Here is a 20,347-nt window from a genome sequence, read left to right on the forward strand (position 1 = left end):
GCAGGAGGGACCGCGTACCGTCCGAGCCATGATCGGTTCCCGGTTACGAGGTGGGTACCCCCGCCGACCCCGGCTCCGCCCGCTGCTCGGCTCAGCGCTGCTGCGGTCGAGTCGCCGGGCGCTGCCGTTGCTGGGCGCCGCCGTGCTGGCGCTCGGCCTGGCCGGCTGCGGCAACGGTCTCCAGGTGGCCGGCCCCTCCAACACGCCGACCTCCTCGGCGGTCACCGGTTCGCCGTCCGGTTCGGCCACGTCCGCCGGGCCGAACGGATCGGACAGCCCCGGCTCCGGGAAATCCGATCAGCACCCGACCGCGCCGTCCGACTCCTCGACACCACCCGACAACGGCGGGTCGGGGGCCGGGGGGAAGGGGTCGGGCGGCTCCGACGACAACGGTTCGAACGACGACAACGGATCGAACGGCAACTCCGGCGGCAACGGCGGCTCAGGCGATGCCACCTCCGGCACCGACGGCTCGACCAGCGGCGCCTCGTCGTCGCCGACCGCGGCCGCCGGAAGCACCTGCGGCCTGGACGACCTGACGGTCGGCATCCGCTCGCCCAAGGGCGGCGGCGCCGCCGGCAGTCAGTACGTCCTGATCACCTACACCAACACCTCAAGCAACCCGTGCTGGATGTACGGCTACGCCGGGGTGTCCTTCGTCGGGTTCCAGAACGGCACCCAGTTGGGCCGACCGGCCAAACGAGACCGGTCGACCCAGCCGACCGCGATGAAGCTCGCGGCCGGCGACGAGAAGTCCGAGCTGCTCCAGATCGCCGACGCCGGTGACTGGGACGCCGCCGAGTGCGTGCCGACGACCGCAGACGGTTTCCGGATCTACCCGCCGGCCTCGTACAAGGCGGCCTACGTCCCGTTCCAGGTCGAGGCCTGTCAGAGCAAGCAGATCCGTCAGCTCACCGTCTACCCGGTCGGCGCCAAGTCCTGACCGTCGAACCGTTCCGGCCACGCCACCTCGTGGGCCCGGGAGGAGATCGACGCCGCGACCAGCTCGGCCACCGCGTCGACCCCCATCCGCACTCGACGACCGGAGCGCGGATCGTCGATCGCGAGTTGATCTTGATCGATCTCGGTCTGGCCGATCACGCCGATCAAGGCGTCCCGGCGGACTCGGCTGGCCCGAATCCGCCGGCCGAGGCTGCCGTCGACGTCGATTCTCACCCGGATCCCGCGCCGACGAAGGCGTTCGGCGACCCCGCGTACTTGGTCATCACTGCCGAGATGGACCGGTAGCAGGACGATCTGCACCGGTGCGAGCCACAGCGGCAACCGCCCGTCGTGCAACTCGAGCAGGAAGGCGACCATCCGTTCCATCGCACCCAGCACACCACGATGGATCATGATCACCGGCTGACGGGTCCGGTCCGCGGCGACGTAGGCCAGGCCGAAACGTTCGGGCTGGTTGAAGTCGAGCTGGACGGTGGCCAGGCTCTCCTCGTGCCCGCGGGTGTCGCTGACCTGGACGTCGATCTTCGGGCCGTAGAAGGCCGCTTCGCCGACAGCTTCGTGGATCTCCAACTCGGACTGCTCGACCGCGCCGGCCGCCAGCGCGGCTCGCAGTTGATCTTCCGCGTGCCGCCACTGTTGATCACTGCCCAGATACCCGTCACCGGCGTCGCGGCGAGACAGCCGCAGGTAGTTGATCTTGATCCCGAGGACGTCGAAAGCGTGCAGAATTCCGTTCAGGGCAAGGGAGACCTCGTCGGCGACCTGATCGGATCGGCAGAACACGTGGGTGTCGTCAAGATTGATCTGCCGGACCCGGCTGAGCCCGGACAGCACACCGGAACGCTCCGCCCGGAACATCGGCGCCAGCTCGTTGTAGCGCACCGGTAGATCGCGGTAGCTGTGTTGCTCCGCCGCGTAGATCAGCGCATGGTGCGGGCAGTTGGCCGGTCGCAGTACGAGTTGATCACCATCGGCCTGGTCACCACCGACATCCAACGGCGGAAACATGTCCTCGCTGAACTTCGCCCAATGACCGGATCGTTCGTAGAGCTCCCGCTTGGCCAGCACCGGCGAGTAAACCTCCTGACATCCGGTCCGGACGGCCAGTTCACGGGCGAACTGTTCGAGTTCGTGCCGGATCACCGCTCCGGCCGGTCGCCACAACGGCAGCCCGGAGCCGATCTGCGGATCGGTGGCGAAAATCTCCATCTGTCGACCGATCACCCGGTGATCGGACGGTGACAACTCTTCTGCGTTCATGATCAATCTCCTCGGTAGCCGAAGTCCACCCGGAGACAGCAAAAGCCCCGGAGTGTGGACTCCGGGGCTTGGTGGCTGCAGATCAGGACAGGCAGCAGGACACGACACCGGAGCGAACCGGCGTCGTCGTGCTGAGCTGACCTGACATGCCTCGTACGTTAGGCGCCGCCGGCCGAGACCGCAACCCGATTGGGTGACAAGAACCCTCACCGCAGTCGGCGCAAGACCGGAACCGTCAACAAGCCGGAACTCAGCCCGTCGGCCGCCTTGGCCAGGTCCTGCATCGCGAACCGCCGGCCGTAGTTGTGCTGTCCGGCGCTGACGGCTCGGCCGATCGCGGTGTCGACTGCGACGGCGTTGGCCGCGGTGTTGCTGACCTGCAAGGTGATGCTGTTGCTGCCGGTACGAAGTTGATCACCGATCTCGATCCGGTAGGGCGGTGCCCACAGCGTCCCGCAGTGCTGATCGTTGACGGTCACCTGCACGATCTCGCCGACCGGCGTCGCGGCGGCGACCCGGTAGGAGTTGCCCCGGATGCCGTCCTGGGCAGAGGATCCGGCATCGGTCGGGCTTACCGGTCCGAAGTCCAAGATCATCCTCGATCCCTCGGCGAGCCAGTCCCGATCAAGATCAACGGTGGTTCGGTAGGTGGCCGTGCCGGAGAAGGCGGTGCGGGCCGGATCGTCCTCCCAGCGATGCGGCAGGTCGATCGGGGTAGGGGATTCGGCGCCGAACTGCACCGTCCAGTTGTGGTTGAGTTCCGACCCTTCGACAGGCTGAGGGCCCTGGGGTTGCGTGATCGGCCCTTCGACAGACTCAGAGCTCGGGGCTGCCGTGGAGTCATCGTGCAGGACCAGGACTGTGGCCTGGTAGGGCTCCAGCTCCAGGCCGACCGTGCCGCCGAAGGAGGAGCCGGAGTCGCGGACCGTCGCGGCGTCCGGATCCCACAGTTCGAAGGCCGAGCGGGTCACCCGCGGGGATGCCGACAGGCGCCGGCGATACGGGCCGGTGTTGATCACCAGGTAGACGTCCTGGTCACCGACCCGTCGGTGCACGGTGCCGACCTCGCCGTCGGCATCGGCGAGCCGCAGGTCGGGCGCGACCACCTCGTCCAGCGCAGCGGCCAGGTCCTCGGCCGACACCGTGCGTGCTCCCTGGACAGGGCTGCCGTCGATGCTGAAGATCACACCGCCGGCGAGTTCGTATTTCTCCAACCAGGCTTGGGTTTCCGGGCGCAGATTCGTCACCGCAGGCAAGATCAACACCGGTCGGTCGGCGGGATCGACGGCGGTCAGCGTTTCGTCGTCGACCAGGTCATAGTCCCAGCCGTTTTCCCGGATGGTGGCCGGGATCCGACGGTCTATGTGGGCCGCCGCGTGGTGCCACAGATCGAGGTTGCCGCCGACCTCACGGCCCAGTCCCGGGTACAGGTCGTCACACGGCACGAAGATCAACACGTCCGCGATCGGCCGGCCCTGGCGCATCAACCAGCACAGCCGTTGCAGATACCGGGCCAGTTCCGGCATCGCCGGCCACCACGGATTGCGATCGTCGAGCGCGCCGGCGGCGTAGAAATACCAGCCCAACCCGTCCGGATCGCGATCGGATCCCGAGGGCGAGTACGGCCAGCCGTGCCCGATGAACTGGTTAATGCCGGACAGCAGATGCTCGTGCGCCTCGCCTTTCAGATCGAGCGCGGTCGCCCGGAAGGACGGCGAATGCACCCAGGTCCAGGTCTCCGACGACACCACCGCCAACCCGTAGAGGTGGCCGGCCGAGGTTGCCCACCGTCCTTGGGTGATCTTCTTCCAGCCCCAGCCCTCACCCTCGTACAGGTCGGCGAAGCGGTAGCTGCTGATCTTGGCCGGCGGGGTGCCGTAGCCCTGGATCCGGAACGGCACGCCGTGACCTGCGGCCCAGTCGCGGAAGACCGTGACGAAGTTCTCCTCGTACAACTCCGTCAGGGTACGGAAGTAGTCGATCCGTAGCCGAGCGGAGCCTTCCTCGTCGATGATCAACTGATGGAGCCGGGGGAGCAGCGGGTAGCCGCGCCGCGCCGCGAACTCGGTGATCAACTCAGGGGTCCAGTTGGCCGCATACACCTCGAGGCTGTCGCAGAACACCGAACCGACCAGCTCCGCTCCGACAGCCCGCAACAGCGGTTCGGCAACGTGCTCGATATGGCTCCGGGCCGCAGCCGCGGAGAAATGATCAAGGACCGGACCGTCGGCGCCGGCGGCGGCTCGCTTGACCAGCTGCCCGGTCGGCCGGGAAACCGCCAGCAGCAACTGCCGCGGCCCGCTGCCCGCCGGGATGTGCAGCAGGCCGTCGCTGATCTCCAGAGGCTGGTAGTCGACCGGACGTTCCAATCCCAGGCCCACGTAGCCGGCGACGATCTGCTCACCGGGCCAGGCCGACGCGACGGGAATGTCCAACCCAGCCGTGGAGAGTTCGCGGCGTTCCCAATCCAGCTTGTGGGCTGCCCGCTCGGTGTCGATGTGCGGGCCGCCGAAGGACCAGCCGCTGCCCAACGTCAGGTCGAAACGCAAACCGAGATCGCGGGCCTGCTCGGCGGCGTAGCGAAGATGCCCGAGCACCTCGGCCGACATCATCTCCGGACTGTGTTCGACCAGCGGATAGACGAAGGACACCTCGACGCCGCCGAGACCGGCGGCGGCCATCACCCGGAGTTCACGGTCGAGTTCGGCTCGCTGCACGGCCGGCCCGAACCACCACCAGCGCATCATCGGCCTGCTGTCAGGTGGCGGCGTGAGGAAGCCCGCCCGCAGATCGGCGAGCGAGGCGGGTGCTGCGGTCGGACCTGCAGTCATCTCAACTCCGATGTCATCGGTTGAATGGTTTCAACACGGGAGTCTAACGCTGACACTAGTTGCCGACTGAGATGATCACCCGACAGGGGACCGCGGAGCAGCGACGGAGCTGGGCCGAGGCGACAGAGAGCGAGGCACCATGACGCCATCCGACCACGAGCTGATCTTCGACGAATCGACAGGGATCAGCTGGTCGGCTTTTGCGGTGGATCTGGAGAGTGACCAGACGCTGTTCAGCCACAGCCCGGAGCGGGAGCTGGACACCGCCAGCATCGGCAAGATCTTCTTGCTGCACACGCTTCTGGACCAGGTCGATCGGGGTGAGCGGACGTTGGAGGAGCGGGTCCGGCGGCGTCCGTCGGAGTGGATGAACGACTCCGGTCTGTGGTACCGGCTGCAGGCCGACGAGTTGAGCCTGTACGACGTTGCCGCGCTGATCGGCGCGGTCAGCGACAACGCCGCGACCAACACCCTCTGCCGGGTGATCGGGCTGGATGTCGTCCACGAGCACACCGCGGCCCTGGGCTATCGGCACTCGGGGCTGGACGACGTCGTCCGCTGGCCCCGGCCACCGGGCGCACCGAGCCGCCTCTCCCACGGGACCGCCGCCGAGCTGACGACGTTCGTCGCCGCCTTGGCGCGCAACGAGACCCTGTCGGCCGCATCCTGCGACACGTTCAAACGTTGGCTCGGAGCCGGCATGGATCTGTCCATGGTTGCCTCCGCGTTCGGCCTGGATCCGTTGGCCCATGACGAATTCGACCGCGGCATCTGGTTGTGGAACAAGACCGGCACGATCAGTCGCGGACGTGCCGACATCGGCGTCGTGATGTCGCCGGAGCGTCGGATCGCCTATGCGGTCCTGGCCAACTGGCCGCGCGGCGACGACCGCCGCGATCAGGTCCTGGAACAGATGCGCTCGGCCGGCAACATGATCAAGGCACACGTGCAGGACGACGACCTCCGGGCTTGATGGCCGCGAGGTCGCGCAGCCAGTAGGCTCGCCGATGTGGCGCCCCTGACACCGAAATCGATCATCCAGGGCAGGCTCCGAAACCGACCGTCGACCGGACTGATCATCGGCCTGGTGATCACCGGGCTGTGTCTGATGTTCGTGCTGATCATCTACCTGCTGCTCGGCCGGCCCGGTCCGACCATCCTGGCATCGATTCTGGCGCTGCCGACCGGGATCGCGGTCGTGGTGCTGCTGCTGTTCCTGGATCGGCTGGAGCCGGAGCCACCGCTGCGTCTGCTGTTCGCCTTCCTCTGGGGTGCGGGCGTCTCGGCCCTGTTCGCGTTGATCATCAACAGCACCGGGATTCTCTTCCTGAGTTCGCGTATCGGGGTGCAGGAAGGAATGGTGATCGGCGCTTCGGTGATCGGCCCGATCGTCGAGGAAACCCTCAAGGGCACGGTCCTCTTGCTTTTGCTGTGGCGACGCCGCGACGACATCGACGGGCCGACCGACGGGATCATCTACGCCGGCATGGTCGGGATCGGATTCGCCGTCGTCGAGGACATCAACTACTACAGCGAGAGCCTCGACTCGGCCGCTACGTTGATCGCGGTGGTGATCATGCGCGGCGTGCTGTCACCGCTGCTGCATCCGTTGTTCACCTCGATGACCGGCCTCGGCGTGGCCTATGCCGCCAATCATCGCGGCGGACGCGGCGCGCTGGCGGTGATCGCGGGTTGGCTGGTTGCCATCTGCCTGCATGCGATGTGGAATTTCTCCAGCGAGTTCGGCCTGATCGGCCTCGCGGTCGCGTACGGGATCTGTCTGCTGGCGATCATCGGATTGATCATCCTGCTGGTTCGCGACCGCCGACGAACAGTCCGGCTGATCCAGCAGTATCTGCCGATGTACGACAACTTCGGCATCGTCACGCCCGCCGACGTCACGATGCTGAGCAGCCTGCGCGGTCGCGCGCAGGCCCGTCGTTGGGTACGCGCTCGGCTGGGCAGACCGGCCGGCAAGGCCATGGTCGACTACCAACTCGCCGCGACCGAACTCGCCCTGCTGCATTCGCACGCCGCCAGCCGTACGGTCAGCCAGCAGCGCTTCGCGTTCCGCCAGCACTCCCTGGTGCAGCTGATGAGCTGGGCACACGCCGCCTTCGCCCCGGCCCTGCTGCCGTCACCCGCGCCCGGCTTCGTACCGCCGCCCTGGCATCGCTGAGTGCAGGTCGACGCCCCGATCACCCGATGCCGAGCGCTCAGTTCGGCCCGACGGTCGACATCCGTACGGAGACGACGTCGCCTTCCCCGAGGCCCTCTGCTCTGCGTACCGCAAGTTTGATCGGCAGCGCATAGAGACCGTCCTTGGGGAACAACGAGGTCTCGAACTCGGTCGCGCCGATCGTGGCTCGTACGGGGATGACGCCCCAGCCGTAGGTCAGGGCGGACGCCTGATCGGCGATGTCCAGACTCTCCTCGTCCGGCACGCTGACGAAGTAGAAGGGCGACGGGCCACGCCAGTACCAGATCGGCCCGCTGAACTCGAAGTCCATCGATTCGTCCTTCCTTCCTCGGGACGCGAAAGGCTCTTCGGCAAACGCTGGCTGCAACGGCGCCGATCGTGTTTGATGGGCTCCAATGACAAGCGTCCGGCACACCGTACCGATCACCGGTCGTCGATGCGGGCCATGCGGGTTCGACTTCACCGGTGATCTTGCCGCGTGCGTCCAGGATGCCGAGCGGTTTCCCGCCACCCTGGCCGAGGTTCTGGCAGCCGCCGATTCCGCGACCGTACGCCATCGCACCGAACCGCACGTCTGGTCCTTGATCGAGTACGGCGCCCACACCGCCGAAGCGGTCCGGTGGTATCTGGATCGGATCGGCCAGGTGCTGCAGGAGGATCGGCCTCAGCTCAGCCCGATCGACTGGGACGAGCAGGCCGAGCTGGGGGAGTACCGAAGACGCAGCGTGCGACGAGTCTGCGACGACGCGACCGCGGCCTGTGCCGAGCTGGCGACCATGATCAACTCGTTGTCGGCCGACCAGTTGGGGCGCGAGGGCATCGGCAGCGACGGCTCACCTCGTACGGTCGAGATTCTGATCGCCCGCGCCGATCACGAGCTCGTGCATCACGAACATGATCTCCAGCTGGTCAGCCGTCGCCTGCCGCGCGGCTGAGCCTGAGCCTTGATCCGCGGCAGCCGAGAACGCGGCGGTTTTTCTGCTGCGCAACCACGCGTTACTCTGTGACGGCTGTGCAGATTGTGCTCGAGAGGGCCCGACGCGAGGAGGTGAGGTCATGAGCCGAAGTCAAAGTCTCGATTCTCAAAGACCCCACTCACCCGTTTCGGTGAACGTGCCCACGCGCCTGGTGTGATTTCGAGACTTCAGTGATCATCTTCGGACCGAGGCTGATCATGCCGCGTGCGGCGCGCTCCGTTGTCCGATGGGAGCATCGCCATGTCTTTCCTGCGCGACCTTCGTCCGATCCGCCCGCGCCGGCGGATGGCGCTCGACATCGACCCCGAACCGTACGATGATCATCCGATGCGACCGCACGGTGGCGTGATCGACAACGCCGTCTACGTCGACGGCATTCGTTCCCAGAGCCCGAAGACGCTGGAGGAGACCTTCTCGATCTTGCGTTCCTGCACAGGCGGGATGGCCTGGATCGGGCTCTACCGGCCGACCGATCAGGAGATCGGCCAGGTGGCCCGGGAATTCGATCTTCACCACTTGGTGGTCGAGGACGCCATTGCCGCCCACCAGCGGCCCAAGCTGGAACGTTATGACCAGACCCTGTTCGTGGTGCTGCGGCCGGCCCGCTACATCGACTCCGAGGAACGGGTCGAGTTCGGTGAGGTGCACGTCTTCGTCGGCCCGGACTATGTGGTCACCGTCCGTCATGCCGAGTCGCCCGATCTCAGCAGCGTCCGGCACCGGCTGGAGCGCGCACCGGAGTTGCTGCGGCAGGGACCCGAGGCGGTGCTGTACGCGATCTTGGACGAGGTCGTCGACGAGTACGGGCCGGTGGTCGCCGGTCTGCAGAACGACATCGACGAGATCGAAGACCAACTCTTCCTCGGCGACGATTCGGTGACTCGGCGGATCTACGAACTCTCTCGCGAGGTGATGGAGTTCCAGCGGGCCACCCGGCCGCTGATGATGATCTTGCGCGGGCTGGAGAACGGGTTCGACAAGTATCACGTGGACGAGGAACTGCAACGCAACCTGCGCGACGTGCAGGACCACGTGATCCGGATCGCCGACAACGCCGACAGCTTTCGCAACCTGTTGCAGAACGCGATGAGCGCTCGCGCGACGCTGGTCGCCCAGCAGCAGAACGAGGAGATGCGGGCGATGACCGCAGCCAGCCTGTCCCAGAACGAACAGATGAAGAAGATCACTTCCTGGGCGGCGATTCTCTTCACCCCGAGTCTGATCGGCGCGATCTATGGGATGAACTTCGACGTGATGCCGGAGTTGCACTGGACGCTGGGCTATCCCTTCGCACTGCTGCTGATGCTGGTCGTCGGTGTGGCGCTGTGGGCCATCTTCCGGGCCAAGAAGTGGTTGTGACGATCGGTCACCGACCGATCTCCGGACCCCGGTGCCCGGGCTACTGGGCGCCCGGGCACCGGGCGGCTCGGGGCGGTCGCATCACTTGCCGCGGAGACCGATCGCGTTGCCGTCGGCGTCATTCAACACACAGACCCGGACCTCGGGAGCGACCTTGCGCGGTTCCTCCCGATCGGTCGCTCCGGCCGCGATCAAACTCTCTCGTACGGCGTCGAGATCGTCCACGTCGGCGAAGGTGACCGGCCCGTCCTGCACGGTGCCTCCCGGGTTCAGGCCGACCTCGAAGCCGTTGACGTTGAAGCCCACGTAGTAGGCGGTGTCGGTGTGCGGCGCGCCGAGCAGCGCGGTGTAGATCGCCTTCGCGGCGTCCAAGTCGGACACCGGGACGACCAGACTCTGAATGGTCGGGCTCATGGTTCCTTCCTTCCGATTCGTGGCCGCCTGAATGTCATTGTGGCGTTGCCATGGAGTTTGGCACCTGGGTGTTGAATTCCTGGTGCGCCGGGTTGTTGCGGCCACGGATCACGTTAGGCCGCCGCGGGCGAGGCTGCTTCTCGATTCCTGATCAGTTCTCCACCGTCGATCGGGATAGCTTGACGGCATGATCAAGTTCCTGCAGGCCTCCGCCGCCGCTCGGCTGCTGTCCGCGGCGAGCCTCGGCGCGCTGGCCGGGGTGGTGATCGGCATCCTGACCGGCTGGCAGCTCGGTTTGCTGTGCGGGATCGCCGCGGTGCAACTGTTGTTCGTGTCCATCGGCTGGCTGGTGTTGTGGCCGATGTCCGCGGCCTCCACCCGGCACCATGTGCAGCGAGAGGACTTTCGGCCGATCGTGGACGAGATCATCGTGGTCGCCTGCGTCCTGGCCGGGCTGGCCGGCATCATCCTGCTGGCGTTCCTCGGGTCCTCGTCGAGCCGAGGAGTGGCGGCCGCGGTGGCGTTGGGCGGCGTGTTCCTGGCTTGGGCAGCGCTGCATCTGATGTACGCGGTGCGGTATGCCCACATCTACTACGCACGAGAAGGTTCTGTTACCGGACCCGCCGCGCGGGCGGGTGGCGGGATCGACTTCAACAGCGCGGAAATGCCTGCCTACAAGGACTTCTTCTACTTCAGCTACAACCTCGGCATGACCTATCAGGTCTCCGACACCAACGTTTCGAGCTCGGCCATCCGGGTGGTCGTGCTCAGGCAGTGCCTGCTGTCCTATGTGTTCGGCGTCGCGATCCTGGCGACCACGCTGAATCTGGTCTCCAGCCTGGTGCTGCACTGAGCCGCTGACCTCTGCGCCCCTCTGCCGTCCTCGGCAGGCCACGAACCTGGGCCTTGACCTCAAGTCCAGTTGAACTCGCACGATGGAGCAGGCGGCTCAACGAACGAGTCCAGCAGACGTAGGAGTCAGGGAAGTGGACATGAACGCAACGACGACGCCGACGGCCGTGGTCACCGGCGGATCGGCCGGTCTCGGTCTGGAGTTGGTGCGAGCGCTGTCGGTCGACGGCTGGACGGTGATCACCGACGGGCGGGATCGGGGCCGGCTGACCAGGGCGGTCGAGGCGCACTCCTCGCTCCTGCGAACTGCTGGGCTCGGCGGCCGGGTGCTGCCGGTGCCGGGGGACGTGACCGAGGCAGGACATCGGGCGGCACTGGCCGCAGCCGTCCGTGTCAGCGGGCGCCTCGACCTGCTCGTCCACAACGCCAGCGCTCTCGGCCCGACCCCGTTGCCGCCATTGAGTGCCACCGACGCCAACGACCTCGGCAGCGTATGGGCAACCAACGTGGCGGCACCGTTGAGCCTGACCACTCTGCTCTTGCCCGGACTGGTACGGACGGGCGGGATCCTGCTGTCGATCTCGTCCGATGCCGCCGTCGAGCACTACGCGGGCTGGGGGCTGTACGGGGCGACGAAGGCTGCCCTGGATCACCTCACGCTCACCTTCGGCGCGGAGAATCCGCAGCTGGCCACGTACGCCGTCGATCCGGGCGACATGCGCACCCAGATGCACCAGGACGCCTTCCCCGGCGAGGACATCAGCGATCGACCGCTGCCGTCGACGGTGGTGCCGGCACTGCTCGGGCTGATCGCCGACCGTCCGCCGAACGGTCGCTATCGAGCGGCCGACCTGACGGCTCCCAGCACAGCGCCGTCCGCCGCGACCCCGTCGCCGGCATCAGAGTCGGCGACACTATGAGGGCGCTGACGTCGGTGCCGCGGACCGTGTTTCCCGCCCCGTCGGCCAGCACCGCGCCGGCACCGGCCGAGGCGCGCGGCCTGGCCCGTGACGAGGTCAGACTGCTGGTTGCCCGCCCCGGCAACATCGAGCACACGCAGTTCCGGCAGCTGCCCGACCAGCTGACGGCCGGTGACCTGCTGGTGATCAACACCTCGGCGACGGTGCCCGGTGAGATCGACGCATACGCTGCCGACGGCCGGCCGATCGTGCTGCACCTGGCCACCCGGCTCGACGACGGCAGCCTGGTCGTCGAGCTGCGAACCGCACCCGATGCCGCCCGCGCCGTCCTGGATGCAGCACCCGGACAAGAACTCACCATCGGCGGTGTTCGACTGCGCCTGATCGAGCCCTACCCGCGGGCTGGGTCGACGCCGACCGGCGAAGGCAATCGGCTCTGGCGCGCCCGAGCCGACGGAGATCTGGCCGGCGAACTGGATCGTCGGGGCCGGCCGATCGCATACGGGTATCTCGATCGTCGCTATCCGCTGTCGGCCTATCAAAGCGTTTTCGCCAGCGTTCCCGGCAGTGCCGAGATGCCGTCGGCCGGACGCCCGTTCTCCGAGTCTCTGATCACCCGGCTGGTGGCTGCAGGCATCCGGTTCGCACCGATCACGCTGCACACCGGCGTCTCCTCCCAGGAGGCGGGGGAGGCGCCCCAGCCCGAGTGGTACGACGTGCCGGCCACGACCTCGGACCAGATCAATCACACCCGCGAGACCGGCGGCCGGGTGATCGCCGTCGGCACCACCGCGACTCGAGCGGTGGAGTCTGCGGTCGGTCCCGACGGCACGGTACGGAGTTTCCGCGGTTGGACCGACCGGGTCATCTCACCCGATGCGCCGGCCCGGGTGGTCACCGGTTTGATCACCGGTTGGCACGATCCGCACGCCTCACATCTGCTGCTGGTCGAGTCCATAGCGGGACCGGAGTTGACCCAAGCCGCCTACGATGCGGCGGTCGAACAGCACTATCTCTGGCACGAATTCGGCGACTCGGCACTGCTGCTCCCGGAGATGGCGTCAACCTCCTGACAACCCCGGCGAGGTTGCCATCAGGACAAACCTCAGTCAGCATGGGGTTTATGCGAACTCGTGTGCAGACCATCAGCCCTGCCAAAGCGGCTGAATTGTTGGAGGCCAACACCGCCAACCGACCCTTGTCGCGTTCCGTCGTGCAGTCCTTTGCGGAGGCGATGAAGCGGGGAGATTGGAAGGTCACCCACCAAGGCATCGCGATCGACACCAACGGCGTACTGGTTGACGGACAACACCGGCTGGCAGCCGTTGTGGAGGCCGACACACCGGTGGAGATGACGGTCTTCACCGAGGTTCCGGCCGACACCTTCGACGTCCTGGACACCGGCAAGAAGCGCAACGCGGCAGATGTCCTGGCGGTCGAGGGGGAGCGGTCGACGCTGCAACTGGCGTCGATGATCCGGACGGTGTGGCTCTACGACAATCGGCCCGACATGTCGTGGTCGGGCGGCAATGCGTCGGTGACCAACCACCAGATCCTGGAGACGCTGGAGGCGAATCCGAAGATCCGCGAGTTCGTTCCGGTGGGCGAGCAACTGGCCCATGAAGTCGGCATGATCAAGAGCGCCGCCGGCGCAGCGAGCTTCCTGGTCAGCCGGGTGAACTCGCAGCGCAAGCTGGAGCCGTGGTTCGAAGGCGTGATCGACGGCGCCGGACTGCGTCGCTCCGATGCCCGGCTGAAGTTCCGCAATCTGATGCTGAACATGGCCCGTCGGCAGGCCGGCGAGGTCCGCCGTCGCCGCGACACCCGCGAACACGTCGGCCTCTACCTGACCGCGTTCAACGCCTGGGCCGGCGGCGAGACGGTGTCCCGGCTGCGGTATGCGACCAGGGATCCGATGCCCAAGATCGCCAAACTCTGAGGTGCCGATAGGGTCGGGCAGGTGTTGGTGCTGTGTACCCATGCCGCCGGACTCGGCGAACTGGTGACGGACTCGTTGACGGCCGATCTGAAAGGTCAGATCAGCTACTCCGACGACAGCGCGGTGATGATCACCACCAACGCGGACGCGGCCCGGGTCGGCCGGTTGTCGTATGTGAAGAACAGCTTCGCGGTGATCGGATCGGTGCCGCGCCGGCAGTCGCTGGGGCAGTCCATTGGTGCCATCACCCGCGAACTGTCCCGCTGGACGCTCGATCGTTCGAGGCGACCGTTCCGGTTGATGTTCTCCGAGGACGGCCAATTGGTCGGTGTCCCGGGCGGTAGCCGGACCCGGTTGGAATCGGCCATCGGTCGTGCGACCGGCGGGCGCTTCCAGGCCAGGGGCGGCGGGGACGAATACTGGACGATCGCCCGTCGCGACCTCGACGAAGTGCTGTTCTGCCGGCGAATCCCGGCTCCGCGACGCCGTCAGCCGGCCAAGGGCGGGTTGGCGCCCGATGTCGCGGAGTTGATCGTGAACGCGGCCGGCAGATCCCGGCCGGGCGACGTCGTCCTGGACCCGTTCGCGGGCACCGGTGCGTTGATCCGGGCGCGGACGCAGAAACCGTTCCGGGAAGCGATCTGTGTGGATCTCGGCTATCGGACCGGATCGGTCCAGCTGCTGCCGGAGCTGGCGCGCGACAAGGGGGTGCGGCGGCTGGCCGAGGATGCCAGAACCTTGCCGTCTCTTCCCGATGACTCGGTCGACCTGGTGCTCACCGACCCACCCTGGGGCGAATTCGAGCAAGACCCGGCAGCGGCAGCTGCGCTGATCGCCGACGCCCTGTTCAGCATCGGACGGGTGTTACGGCCCGGTGGCCGGCTCGCGATGTTGGTGGCCCGCCGCCTTGCCGGCGATGTGACGAGACAGTGGCGACGTAACGACCTCCGGATCGGCCGGTCCTACGATCTGTTGATCAACGGGCACCCGGCAACCCTGCTCGTGGGCACGCTCGACAAGACGGCCGTGTTGGATGGGACGGGGTGAACTACTCCCGCCCGCTGATCTGATAGCGGCGCTCGATCCCCGCCGTCGCCTGACCCCACGCACTGGCGGCAACGCGAGCTTGGTGTGCGCGGAATGCGTCGGCGTCGCTGAAGCGCTCCTCGACCCGCCACACCAACGGGTCCTCGGTCGGTGTCACCTCGAACTCGTCGCAGCCGGGCTCAGCCCGGGTCAGGGCGACATGCCGCGGCAGCTGATCGGTGACAACGGCCGACTCCTCGGCGGTGCGGCACACGAGCGTCCCGATCAGCCGCACAGTGGTCGTCACAGTAGTCGTCTCCGGGGTGGTGTTCGCCCGCCCGGTCGCCCAGTCCTCGATGTCGGTCACGGTGGCATCCAACCCCATTCCCGCCCCCGGCCAAACCGCAACCCAGGCCCGTACCCGCACCGGTTCCCCGGGGACGACGGAAGTATCGAGCCGACGCAAGCGGCCGCGACGGTCGTAGGCTGACGGCATGAATTCGGCGGTCGGCATCGGCGACGTTCGACGTCGACTCGTGCGCCGGAGTCTGATCGCGCTGGTCCTCGCCGCACTGCTGCCGCTGCTGATCGCACCGGCCGTCGAGTCACCGACGGCGACCGGCGTCGCGGCCGTGATCCTGGTGCTCGGCGCCCTGATCGCGATCGGTTTGACGTACGTCCTTGCGGCGCTCGTCGCGATGACCAATCGACGGAGATCGTCGGCTCTTCGTGGCGAATCGGCCCGGGTCGCCAGCTTCGATCCGCCACACCATCCCGTACGACCTCGTGCTCCTGGGCTGGCCTGACGCCCGCATTCCGCGGGCAGCAGCCAATCCATTCCCTTCACTTCAGGAGCACCCATGTCGATTCTCGATCCGATTTCCCATGCCCTCGCCGCCGTGTTGGCGGCTGCCCACTCGGCTTTGACCTCACTCGGAGCCGATGCGTCCACGGCGGTCACCTGGCTGCTGTGCCTAGGCGCTGTCGTCGTCCTGGTCCGCATCGCATTGCTGCCCCTTGCTGCTCACGGCGTACGGGTTGCCCATGCGTCGGCGCGGGCCCGCCCGCAGCTGGAACAACTCACCGAACGCTTCCGCGATCGCAAGGACCCGGCCAGTCGGCGTGCGTTCCTGGAAGAACGGCGCCGGATCGCCGCCGAGCATCGGGTGCCGCGCTTCAGCGTGCTGCCGATGCTGCTGCAGCTGCCGATTTGGCTGGCGTTGTATCACCTGATCAGCAACGTCGCCGGCGGTCATCCGGTCGGGGCGATGGGTGCCGGGCTGGTTGCCTCGCTCGGCGGCGCGACCCTGCTCGGCATCCGGCTGACGGCTCGCGGCTACTTCGGTGCCGGTCCGACCCACCTGCTGGTGGTGGCCGGCCTGGCCGGGCTCGCGGCGGCATTGTCGTTCGCCACGCAGAAGTACTTCGTGACGCCGAACCTGATCATGACCGGACAGCCCGCAACGATGGTTCAGCTCCAGCAACTGATGCCGCTGCTGTCGGCGGCCGGACTACTGATCGCCGCCGGCGTGGCCCCGGTCGCGCTGCTGATCTATTGGGTGATCAACTCCGCCTGGACACTCGGCCAGTCCGCCGTGATCTGGCGATGGTTCCCGACGCCCGGCTCGCCGGCCGCTGCACGCCGGTCGACCGGCGCACGCGCGACAAGTTGACGCGGACGGCCCGCGCAACCTCTTGCCCGGACGGTATCCGACCTCGTGCTGGCATCATGATCGAGTGTCGAACGATCCGTCCGGGCCACGCCCGCCCGTGTTTCGCACAACCCACCGCCCGAACATCAACAACGCGAGCAGCACAAATGATCATGGAAATCCGTCCCGCCACCATCGCCGATGCACAGGCCCTGACCGACCTCCATCTCGATGTCTGAGAAGAGGCGTACGGCGGCCTGATCGCGGCCGAGATTCTGATGGCCAGACGCGAGAGCCGTCCTGAACGCATCGCGCGCTGGGCTCTTTATGTTCGAGCCGAGGTGTACGGCCGCGGCGTCGGCCATGCGTTGCTGAATCAGGCGATCGGATCGGCCGCCGCCTATCTCTGGGTGCTCGACGGCAACACACGAGCCATCCGGTTCTACCGGCGTCAGGGCTTTCAGTTCGACGGGCGTTCCAAGACGGAGCCGGTCGGTGGGGAGCGTCGGATGGTGCGCGGGGAGCCAGGGGATGGTAGATGCACTCACCACGCTGATCTCAACCGGAGACCCGCTGCGTCTGGCTGAAACGCGGATCGGGCACCTTGCGGCCGTGAACGAGGCAGAACGGATGGCCGGCCGGGTCCTCGAACACCCGATATCCCGTCTCCGGTGCGCCGGGCCGACGCACCGCGCCCAGTGCCAACACGGCTTCGATGGCCGGGTCGAAGTCCTCGACGGAAATGTCGAGATGTAGTTGCTGGGGATGTTCACGCTCCGGCCATCGCGGTGCAACATACGGATCCACCTTCTGGAATGCGAGTTCTCGCATGTGCTCCTCGCGGCCGATCACCACCCAGTCCGGCTCGTTCTCCAGCACGCGCATCCCGAGGATCTCCGCGTAGAACGCTGCCAGGCCCCTCGGGTCGGGGCAGTCGAACACGGTCTTCTCCAGACGTCCGATCATGGGCTCCATCCTGGCCTACCTCGTGGGACGGACGCCACGACGGCGTCATCCACTTCCGTGAGGGGATTCGGCGCGACAGGCCATTCCTCCCGGAGCAGCGCGTACATCAGGCCGTCGTGCCAGGTGCCGTCGCGGTGCAAAGCGGTGGCGCGGCTGTGTTCCTCACGACGCATCCCCAGCCGTTCCATCAGCCGCCAAGACGGGGTGTTGTCGGCGAAACATCCTGCATGGATCCGTCGCACCTTCAGCTGGTCGAAGCACAACCCGATCACGGCGCCGACGGCTTCGGTGGCGTAGCCGTTGCCCGCATATGCCGGGTCGAACATCCACCCCAGTTCGGCCTCGAGACCCTTGGCCCGGTCCGCGACGTCGGCTTGTGCCCAACTGTCGCGCGGCATGATCATGATGTGGCCGATGTTCGTCGTGCCGAGAAGCACCATCACGTGCGTGGTGGTGCTCGACTCGCCCTCCATCGCTTCGCGGAGGTCGGCAGGGGAGTGCGGCGCCCAGCCGAGCCAGCGTTGGACCTCGGACAGCTGTTCGTAGCTCCATAGGGCATCCAGGTCGTCCGGAAGATAGCCACGAAGCGACAGACGTTCCGTACGCACGGGCCACTCGATCGGCGTCACCTTGCGGAGCATAGCCTGACGGCACCGTTCATTCAGCCGACAGTGTCCGAGCGTTTTGAATGGAGCTCCGTTGTGCCGGCAGAACCGTTGATGATCTTCGTCATGGTTGACTTCTGCACATTGCTGATAGACCTAGGTTCCGTGACCGAGCGAGTATGGAGTGTCGACGACCATCTGGACGGCCGGACGGAAGGTGTTCGTGAGCTCTATCGCCGACTCATCGACATGGTCGAAGCGTGCGGCCCGTTCAGCTATGCGGTGTCGAAGTCGGCGATCACTCTCAAGGGCACCCGACGTGGCTTTGCCGGCGCCGTCCCGAAGCAGGACCGGCTCGACGGCTACCTCGATCTGCAGCGTCGCGTCGATGACCCGCGGATCCTGTCGAGCTCGCCGTACACCAAGAGACTCTTCGTGCACTACTTCCGGCTGACCGAACCCGATCAACTCGACGACAGTTTCGCCGAGTTGATCGCGGAGGCGTACGCCGTCGGTCAGGGTGAGCATTTGAGCTCCGGGCTGGGATGAGACAGGCGTCGTACGGCACCGGGCAGCATTCTTCGAAGCAGCGCAAAAGCCGGAATTCTTCGACTACTTGACATAATGTAGCTTATCGGACAGCACTCTTCCGAGTTCATCACCGACCACGCGGACCTCAGGCACGCTGATCAAATCTGGCTCCGCGCGGGTCTGGCCCCAGCAGGGTTCCGATCAGCGACGATCCTGCCAGACGCACTTGGCTGGAAGCTCAATGCGCACTGGTAGCGGATCCTGCTATCGTGTAGGTACGTTCCTACAAGTGTGGAGGTGTGATGACAACGACCGTCAGTGCGCGCGCGTTCAACCAGGACGTGAGCGCTGCCAAGCGGGCCGCTGATACCGGCCCGGTGCTGATCACCGATCGTGGTGAGCCGGCCTACGTGCTCCTCTCCATCGCGGAGTACCGGGCGATGCGTACGCCGCGCAGCCTGCTGAGTACTCTCCAGGCAGACGACGACATCGAGTTCGACTCCGTCGTCTCGCGCGAACTCCCCCGACCGGCCGAACTGTGAGCTACCTGCTGGACACCAACGTCGTGAGCGAGCTGCGCAAGAGTCCGACCCGCATCGACGCAAACGTGGCGGCGTGGGCCGCACAACTGGACATCGAGCAGCAGTGCCTCAGCGCGATCACGGTCTTCGAGGTCGAGTTGGGCATCCGTCAACTCGAGCGCCGCGATACCGTGCAGGCCGCGATCTTGTGGCGCTGGTTCGACGTCGCCGTGCTCGACGCCTTCGACGGGCGGATTCTTCCAGTGGACAAGGATGTCGCCCGACTGGCTTCGCGCCTGCACGTGCCCGACCCGCGGCCCGAGCGCGACGGATTCATCGCTGCGACCGCACTCGCCCACGGGCTCACCCTCGCCACCCGCAACGTCACCGACTTCGACCCGACCGGCGCCGCCGTGTTCGACCCCTGGGCCCGGTAACCACGACGCAGCGCAGCGATGCCCGCAGGGGACGGCTGACGGGGCGCCCGAGGCAGCAGGTGTCGGGCTGCCCGTCAGCTCACGTGCGCGAACCTGTAGAACTGGATCGCCTCATATTCAGGTCCCCGGACCGCCGACGTCCCCGGGCCCGAGGTGCAGCCGGACGTTGCTGCGCGCCCGTAAGGCGTTCCTCCCACCGGGACACCCGCCATTGTCTGCTGCACTCTGGGCCGGTTCGACAGAGCCGTCGAGATGACAGCAGTTGCACCAGCAGTGACGGCCTCGACGTGGTTCCACGCCGCGACGTCGTGCGGGTCGAGCCGAAGGAGCGCTGCGTTCGCGGCGGTCAGCTCGAATGGTTGCCTGGTCGAGTTGTGCAGGAACGCCGGCGGTTTTCACACGCTTCCCTCGACGCGGGCCTGTTCGGCCCACAGAGCGGGGCGTACGAGCGCGACGCGTCGGTCTCGCCGGTCCAGTTCTGACGCAGTCTGCCCAGCGTCAGGTCGGGCGCGAGTTTCGACGCGGAGAACCACACACCACCTTCCTACAGGTCTTGTAGCCAGTGACGATTCCCCTCGGACCCGCGGTACGACGGCCCCGAGATCCGGCCGCGGCCGGGCACATTCCATGCGTGAGGATCCGGGTAGCGTGAGATCGACCCATCGCAGCACACAGAGAGGTCGACCAGATGCCCGAGCAGGAACGACGAGACGACGTGCCCGAGGCGGATCAGGCCGAGCAGCAGCAGGAGGTCTGGCCCGACGACGATGCCGGCGAGGAGACCGAATTCGACGTCGATCCGATGAAGGCGGATGAGGCCGACCAGCTCGACCAGCTCCGCTCGGTGCCGACCGACGACGAGGGCCCCGACGAACCCTGATGTTGATCATGGTT

Annotated in this window: 24 protein-coding genes; 17 read left to right on the plus strand and 7 right to left on the minus strand. The window is 66.7% G+C overall.

Annotation, left to right across the window (positions count from 1 at the left end; all coding sequences use genetic code 11):
* Positions 1-28 precede the first annotated feature (28 nt).
* Positions 29-943 carry a DUF4232 domain-containing protein gene (locus FOE78_RS13655; protein WP_168207513.1) on the plus strand — a complete coding sequence of 305 codons (915 nt, stop codon included), beginning with the start codon at positions 29-31 and terminating at the stop codon, positions 941-943.
* Here FOE78_RS13655 and thrS read toward each other — a convergent pair.
* Both thrS and FOE78_RS13665 read right to left on the minus strand, forming a co-directional pair.
* Positions 919-2,223: a threonine--tRNA ligase gene (gene thrS, locus FOE78_RS13660; RefSeq protein WP_143986778.1), complete on the minus strand. Its 1,305-nt coding sequence runs from the start codon at positions 2,221-2,223 to the stop codon at positions 919-921. The two genes, FOE78_RS13655 and thrS, sit on opposite strands and share 25 nt — an antisense overlap.
* Positions 2,224-2,429: 206 nt before the next feature.
* Positions 2,430-5,054, minus strand: a complete 2,625-nt coding sequence (locus FOE78_RS13665; protein ID WP_143986779.1) for a glycosyl hydrolase — start codon at positions 5,052-5,054, stop codon at positions 2,430-2,432.
* A gap of 139 nt (positions 5,055-5,193) precedes the next feature.
* On the opposite strand from FOE78_RS13665, the gene FOE78_RS13670 reads away from it, so the two are divergent.
* Complete coding sequence (locus FOE78_RS13670; protein ID WP_143986780.1) at positions 5,194-6,027, plus strand: serine hydrolase; 834 nt, start codon at positions 5,194-5,196, stop codon at positions 6,025-6,027.
* A gap of 36 nt (positions 6,028-6,063) precedes the next feature.
* Positions 6,064-7,233, plus strand: a complete 1,170-nt coding sequence (locus FOE78_RS13675; protein ID WP_210414574.1) for a PrsW family intramembrane metalloprotease — start codon at positions 6,064-6,066, stop codon at positions 7,231-7,233.
* Between the two features lie 37 nt (positions 7,234-7,270).
* Here the strand turns inward: FOE78_RS13675 and FOE78_RS13680 are convergent, their stop codons facing one another.
* Positions 7,271-7,564, minus strand: a complete 294-nt coding sequence (locus FOE78_RS13680; RefSeq protein WP_143986781.1) for a DUF1905 domain-containing protein — start codon at positions 7,562-7,564, stop codon at positions 7,271-7,273.
* Positions 7,565-7,649: 85 nt separating this feature from the next.
* Here FOE78_RS13680 and FOE78_RS13685 point away from each other — a divergent pair, with 85 nt between their 5' ends.
* Both FOE78_RS13685 and FOE78_RS13690 read left to right on the plus strand, forming a co-directional pair.
* Positions 7,650-8,189, plus strand: coding sequence for a DinB family protein (locus FOE78_RS13685; RefSeq protein WP_143986782.1), 540 nt, complete (start codon positions 7,650-7,652; stop codon positions 8,187-8,189).
* Between the two features lie 282 nt (positions 8,190-8,471).
* Complete coding sequence (locus tag FOE78_RS13690) at positions 8,472-9,590, plus strand: magnesium and cobalt transport protein CorA (protein ID WP_143986783.1); 1,119 nt, start codon at positions 8,472-8,474, stop codon at positions 9,588-9,590.
* An 81-nt stretch (positions 9,591-9,671) separates the two neighbouring features.
* On the opposite strand, the gene FOE78_RS13695 is transcribed toward FOE78_RS13690, so the two are convergent.
* Entirely contained in the window at positions 9,672-10,004 is a 333-nt protein-coding gene (locus FOE78_RS13695) for a VOC family protein (protein ID WP_143986784.1), read from the minus strand.
* Positions 10,005-10,191: 187 nt separating this feature from the next.
* Between FOE78_RS13695 and FOE78_RS13700 the strand changes: the two genes are divergently transcribed.
* The 5 genes from FOE78_RS13700 to FOE78_RS13720 all read left to right on the plus strand — a co-directional run bounded on the left by FOE78_RS13700 (position 10,192) and on the right by FOE78_RS13720 (position 14,762).
* Entirely contained in the window at positions 10,192-10,857 is a 666-nt protein-coding gene (locus FOE78_RS13700) for a DUF1345 domain-containing protein (protein ID WP_143986785.1), read from the plus strand.
* Between the two features lie 139 nt (positions 10,858-10,996).
* Entirely contained in the window at positions 10,997-11,776 is a 780-nt protein-coding gene (locus tag FOE78_RS13705) for an SDR family NAD(P)-dependent oxidoreductase (protein ID WP_143986786.1), read from the plus strand.
* Positions 11,773-12,849: an S-adenosylmethionine:tRNA ribosyltransferase-isomerase gene (locus tag FOE78_RS13710; protein WP_143986787.1), complete on the plus strand. Its 1,077-nt coding sequence runs from the start codon at positions 11,773-11,775 to the stop codon at positions 12,847-12,849. The genes FOE78_RS13705 and FOE78_RS13710 overlap by 4 nt, the downstream gene beginning before the upstream one ends.
* A gap of 161 nt (positions 12,850-13,010) precedes the next feature.
* A complete protein-coding gene (locus FOE78_RS13715; protein ID WP_210414575.1) occupies positions 13,011-13,715 on the plus strand; it encodes a hypothetical protein in 705 nt (234 codons plus the stop codon).
* A gap of 21 nt (positions 13,716-13,736) precedes the next feature.
* Positions 13,737-14,762, plus strand: coding sequence for a TRM11 family SAM-dependent methyltransferase (locus FOE78_RS13720; RefSeq protein WP_143986789.1), 1,026 nt, complete (start codon positions 13,737-13,739; stop codon positions 14,760-14,762).
* Position 14,763: 1 nt separating this feature from the next.
* On the opposite strand, the gene FOE78_RS13725 is transcribed toward FOE78_RS13720, so the two are convergent.
* On the minus strand, positions 14,764-15,108 hold the full coding sequence (locus FOE78_RS13725) for a putative quinol monooxygenase (RefSeq protein WP_210414576.1): 345 nt from the start codon (positions 15,106-15,108) through the stop codon (positions 14,764-14,766).
* Positions 15,109-15,235: 127 nt separating this feature from the next.
* Between FOE78_RS13725 and FOE78_RS13730 the strand changes: the two genes are divergently transcribed.
* The 3 genes from FOE78_RS13730 (at position 15,236) to FOE78_RS13740 (ending at position 16,980) form a co-directional block, all read left to right on the plus strand.
* Entirely contained in the window at positions 15,236-15,547 is a 312-nt protein-coding gene (locus FOE78_RS13730) for a hypothetical protein (RefSeq protein ID WP_143986791.1), read from the plus strand.
* Positions 15,548-15,601: 54 nt separating this feature from the next.
* Positions 15,602-16,414 (plus strand): membrane protein insertase YidC, encoded by an 813-nt coding sequence (yidC, locus tag FOE78_RS13735; RefSeq protein ID WP_143986792.1) that lies wholly within the window; start codon positions 15,602-15,604, stop codon positions 16,412-16,414.
* 257 nt (positions 16,415-16,671) lie between these two features.
* Entirely contained in the window at positions 16,672-16,980 is a 309-nt protein-coding gene (locus FOE78_RS13740; protein WP_143986793.1) for a GNAT family N-acetyltransferase, read from the plus strand.
* Here the strand turns inward: FOE78_RS13740 and FOE78_RS13745 are convergent.
* Together FOE78_RS13745 and FOE78_RS13750 are read right to left on the minus strand one after the other, a co-directional pair.
* Positions 16,952-17,359, minus strand: a complete 408-nt coding sequence (locus FOE78_RS13745) for a VOC family protein (RefSeq protein ID WP_210414577.1) — start codon at positions 17,357-17,359, stop codon at positions 16,952-16,954. The genes FOE78_RS13740 and FOE78_RS13745 overlap by 29 nt on opposite strands.
* Entirely contained in the window at positions 17,356-17,988 is a 633-nt protein-coding gene (locus tag FOE78_RS13750) for a GNAT family N-acetyltransferase (protein ID WP_168207514.1), read from the minus strand. Before FOE78_RS13750 ends, FOE78_RS13745 begins: the two co-directional genes overlap by 4 nt.
* Positions 17,989-18,129: 141 nt before the next feature.
* Here FOE78_RS13750 and FOE78_RS13755 point away from each other — a divergent pair, with 141 nt between their 5' ends.
* The 4 genes from FOE78_RS13755 (at position 18,130) to FOE78_RS13770 (ending at position 20,333) form a co-directional block, all read left to right on the plus strand.
* Complete coding sequence (locus FOE78_RS13755) at positions 18,130-18,513, plus strand: DUF5655 domain-containing protein (RefSeq protein ID WP_210414578.1); 384 nt, start codon at positions 18,130-18,132, stop codon at positions 18,511-18,513.
* Positions 18,514-18,797: 284 nt separating this feature from the next.
* The gene (locus FOE78_RS13760) at positions 18,798-19,037 is read left to right on the plus strand and encodes a type II toxin-antitoxin system prevent-host-death family antitoxin (RefSeq protein WP_143986797.1); all 240 of its coding nucleotides are present in this window, start codon (positions 18,798-18,800) and stop codon (positions 19,035-19,037) included.
* Complete coding sequence (locus tag FOE78_RS13765; protein WP_143986798.1) at positions 19,034-19,453, plus strand: type II toxin-antitoxin system VapC family toxin; 420 nt, start codon at positions 19,034-19,036, stop codon at positions 19,451-19,453. Before FOE78_RS13760 ends, FOE78_RS13765 begins: the two co-directional genes overlap by 4 nt.
* 688 nt (positions 19,454-20,141) lie before the next feature.
* Entirely contained in the window at positions 20,142-20,333 is a 192-nt protein-coding gene (locus FOE78_RS13770; RefSeq protein ID WP_143986799.1) for a hypothetical protein, read from the plus strand.
* Positions 20,334-20,347: the final 14 nt, after the last annotated feature.

Source organism: Microlunatus elymi (assembly GCF_007362775.1).
GTDB lineage: Bacteria > Actinomycetota > Actinomycetes > Propionibacteriales > Propionibacteriaceae > Microlunatus > Microlunatus elymi.

Bases quoted from the DNA above. Each gene is read 5' to 3' on its own strand.
- FOE78_RS13695 (WP_143986784.1), bottom strand. From the start codon at position 10,004: ATGAGCCCGACCATTCAGAGTCTGGTCGTCCCGGTGTCCGACTTGGAC.
- FOE78_RS13710 (WP_143986787.1), top strand. From the start codon at position 11,773: ATGAGGGCGCTGACGTCGGTGCCGCGGACCGTGTTTCCCGCCCCGTCG.
- FOE78_RS13770 (WP_143986799.1), top strand. From the start codon at position 20,142: ATGCCCGAGCAGGAACGACGAGACGACGTGCCCGAGGCGGATCAGGCC.
- FOE78_RS13705 (WP_143986786.1), top strand. From the start codon at position 10,997: ATGAACGCAACGACGACGCCGACGGCCGTGGTCACCGGCGGATCGGCC.
- FOE78_RS13655 (WP_168207513.1), top strand. From the start codon at position 29: ATGATCGGTTCCCGGTTACGAGGTGGGTACCCCCGCCGACCCCGGCTC.
- FOE78_RS13680 (WP_143986781.1), bottom strand. From the start codon at position 7,564: ATGGACTTCGAGTTCAGCGGGCCGATCTGGTACTGGCGTGGCCCGTCG.
- FOE78_RS13740 (WP_143986793.1), top strand. From the start codon at position 16,672: ATGGCCAGACGCGAGAGCCGTCCTGAACGCATCGCGCGCTGGGCTCTT.
- FOE78_RS13700 (WP_143986785.1), top strand. From the start codon at position 10,192: ATGATCAAGTTCCTGCAGGCCTCCGCCGCCGCTCGGCTGCTGTCCGCG.
- yidC (WP_143986792.1), top strand. From the start codon at position 15,602: ATGTCGATTCTCGATCCGATTTCCCATGCCCTCGCCGCCGTGTTGGCG.
- FOE78_RS13670 (WP_143986780.1), top strand. From the start codon at position 5,194: ATGACGCCATCCGACCACGAGCTGATCTTCGACGAATCGACAGGGATC.
- FOE78_RS13685 (WP_143986782.1), top strand. From the start codon at position 7,650: ATGACAAGCGTCCGGCACACCGTACCGATCACCGGTCGTCGATGCGGG.
- thrS (WP_143986778.1), bottom strand. From the start codon at position 2,223: ATGAACGCAGAAGAGTTGTCACCGTCCGATCACCGGGTGATCGGTCGA.
- FOE78_RS13715 (WP_210414575.1), top strand. From the start codon at position 13,011: ATGAAGCGGGGAGATTGGAAGGTCACCCACCAAGGCATCGCGATCGAC.
- FOE78_RS13730 (WP_143986791.1), top strand. From the start codon at position 15,236: ATGAATTCGGCGGTCGGCATCGGCGACGTTCGACGTCGACTCGTGCGC.
- FOE78_RS13745 (WP_210414577.1), bottom strand. From the start codon at position 17,359: ATGATCGGACGTCTGGAGAAGACCGTGTTCGACTGCCCCGACCCGAGG.
- FOE78_RS13760 (WP_143986797.1), top strand. From the start codon at position 18,798: ATGACAACGACCGTCAGTGCGCGCGCGTTCAACCAGGACGTGAGCGCT.
- FOE78_RS13690 (WP_143986783.1), top strand. From the start codon at position 8,472: ATGTCTTTCCTGCGCGACCTTCGTCCGATCCGCCCGCGCCGGCGGATG.
- FOE78_RS13665 (WP_143986779.1), bottom strand. From the start codon at position 5,054: ATGACTGCAGGTCCGACCGCAGCACCCGCCTCGCTCGCCGATCTGCGG.